This is a genomic window from Phocaeicola sp. RTP21359st1_B8_RTP21360_211022, assembly GCF_040911965.1.
Lineage (GTDB): Bacteria > Bacteroidota > Bacteroidia > Bacteroidales > Bacteroidaceae > Phocaeicola > Phocaeicola vulgatus.
The window spans coordinates 1-2,569 of record NZ_JBDFXP010000102.1 but is presented as its reverse complement, the minus strand read 5'-3'; the positions used below and the strand labels follow the sequence as shown (position 1 = coordinate 2,569).

2 protein-coding genes and 2 pseudogenes are annotated in these 2,569 nt (G+C 40.8%); 1 reads left to right on the top strand and 3 read right to left on the bottom strand.

All coding sequences use genetic code 11. From position 1 onward, the window contains the following. Positions 1-266: 266 nt before the first annotated feature. From AB5062_RS22500 to AB5062_RS22490, 3 genes and pseudogenes are all read right to left on the bottom strand, one after another. Positions 267-1,156: pseudogene (locus AB5062_RS22500) on the bottom strand (DDE transposase); the annotation flags it as partial. Between the two features lie 74 nt (positions 1,157-1,230). Beyond that, on the bottom strand, positions 1,231-1,551 hold the full coding sequence (locus AB5062_RS22495) for a DEAD/DEAH box helicase family protein (RefSeq protein WP_057251056.1): 321 nt from the start codon (positions 1,549-1,551) through the stop codon (positions 1,231-1,233). 80 nt (positions 1,552-1,631) lie between these two features. After that, the gene (locus tag AB5062_RS22490) at positions 1,632-1,994 is read right to left on the bottom strand and encodes a hypothetical protein (protein ID WP_032951389.1); all 363 of its coding nucleotides are present in this window, start codon (positions 1,992-1,994) and stop codon (positions 1,632-1,634) included. A 262-nt stretch (positions 1,995-2,256) separates the two neighbouring features. Between AB5062_RS22490 and AB5062_RS22485 the strand changes: the two are divergent. Next, a pseudogene (locus AB5062_RS22485) lies at positions 2,257-2,569 on the top strand (hypothetical protein); the annotation flags it as partial.

The following is a 2,569-nucleotide window of genomic DNA, read 5'->3' as shown; positions in this document are numbered from 1 at the left end:
GGCATTGGTGTGCTGCGTAATAGATATTAACAGAAATTGTAATAAGAATAGTTGTATTTTCTTCATTTAGTTTATGTATTTGGGTGTAGATGTGTTAATAACACTTCTACAAAATATCATGGCATATGAAGTGATTATACTCTATCATCTTCATATGCCATTTTTATTGTCATTTTTCTGTATATTCTACTATACTTTTATCGGGCAAGACATAAAATCTCGGAAGAAGTCTGCTGACCTCTTCTGATTCTTTTAGTAAACTTATATCATGCTGCTTTCACCGTTTTGTTCCTGATCCTGTCAAGCATCAGTATGGCGTTTTCCGTATGTATTCCGAAGAAAATCCGCAGGATTTCCTGCTTCCTGTTCCTTGCCTTTATTCTTGCGAGCGAGTAATGTTGCTTTTGAGAGTTCACTTCTAGGCACCTGGCTCATCTTTTGCCGCTCTTCCCTTGCGCACAAAGGATGTGGATATTCCATATCTTGTACAGAACTTTCTGTTGGCATTATTGGCATATATGGAATCGGCAGCCAGACATCTTACCTTAAGCCTTATACCCTCATTGAACGCCTTGAACGAGAGATGTTCGATGAACGATATATCGTCTATCTGTATATTATTGACCTTTGCACCGAACTCGACGGACTTGATTCCCTTGCCTCTGACGATGGGACGTACATAATGACGGTTAATATTGACGATACGGTCACTGACTTTTCGCCCTTCAAACATTTCCTTTTCCTGTACAAGAACCTTCCTGATGATGGAAAGATGTTTATGATAATCTTGGGTATATCGGAGTGAAGTTCCGTACTCTCTATGAATTTCACCCCTTTGATTGAGGAGTTTTTCAAGGAGTCTGATCACGCTTGAGCATTCTTGTCCTTGAAGCTCTCCTCTTTCTTTTCTTGCAGTAGGACAGATAGGATTCCGCCACATTCCTGTATTTGTTACGCGGACGCCTTATGCCAATCCCTGCAATATATGCCTGTAGAGCCATTCAATGCTTTCCAAAAGGAGTTTCATGTCCGTAAGAAAATGCATATGGTTCTCATAACATATGGCATCGGTCATGCAGACGTGAAGGTTATCAAGATAAGGTTTCCAGTGTGAAGCTAGGATCTCTTGGAAGAAATCAATGTCAAGGTGGGATGCTGTCGGATGCGACGAGGATGCCGAACAAATCCGTGGATCCCCGCCTTTTCATGAGAAAGGGAGTGGCTGTCTGCCTAATTTTTCGCATCTGGGTAATGTGCCCACAGTTCCTTGTAGGTCTCGGCAAGTGCGCGGTGAGCTTCGTCAATCACTATCAGGTCTGACCTGTCATTTTCCACATCCTCCCAATGGTGTGACAGCCATTGGGAGGAACAGACCAATCCCTCCTCTTTCCGTATGCCGTACCGCACCACCGTATCTTCTATCTGTTCTACCAGTTCACGACGGTGGGTGGCAATCCACACACTTTGCCTTTGCCGTTCTTGCAAATGCTCATGAATGACCGACGCGAGCGAATGGAGTTTGCCTATACCTGTTGGCATTTGTACCATCATGTTTTTATTCAACCTCCACGTATCAGACACGCATAGCCTGATGCTCTGTTGGTAAGGGCAGAGAATGTTGGAATAAGACTTCATTGGATATTGTCATCAGCGTCATCCTTTGAATCCACTGGAACATTCCACGGCACATCCAAGAAACGGTGTCTTAAAGGAAGGTTACTTTCATTGTCCACGCAGAAATTTTCTATATCATAAAGTGAGTTCGTCTCAAATTCCATCAAGTCCTTTATCCGCTTGTCAATGTACCCATTGTTTATCTTGAAACGCTCTACGGCCAAGTCAAACTGTACCGTGTCGTTCTTGAGATCGCCGTCCACATAATACATCTTGGACATCATGTCCTTGTATGCCTTGCCTTCCCTGTGGACTTCTATCGTACTTCTGTACGATTTTAATGCCATCTCCATGGAGTATAAGGCTTGATGTTCTGCCATTCAATCCAAGGCAACTGATCCCCACTCAACACAAGATATATTTTATTAAAAGATAGTGACAAGAAACGGAAACTATCCTACTTTTCATGGAATAATGACAACAAATTTAGTCAGAAATCATTTCAATAGTAATGCATTGATTATTGCCTAATATAACGTGAGTTCGAAATAAGAATAAATATATTTCACTTATAATTAGAAATATAGTGATAAAAGTATTAAATTTATAGTGCTGAATTATAACATTTAAACGATTACCACTATGTTTCCAGAGTCTAAAGTTACAGAGATTTATTGTATGGCCGATGATTTTTGCAAGGAATTTACATTGCAACAGGAAAAATATATGATTAAGGATATGAAGACCATGCATCGTAACAAACCCAACCGTATGAGTGATGCAGAGATTATGGTTATTCTAATCCTGTTTCACTCCGGTGGTTTCCGTTGTTTCAAGCATTACTACAAGGAGTATGTCTGTAAACATCTGAAACACCTTTTTGTAAGCACTCAATTTAGGGCATCCCCCTTCGAAAGGGCACTTTTCAGTGCCCTAAACCGAGTTTTGTTAATTA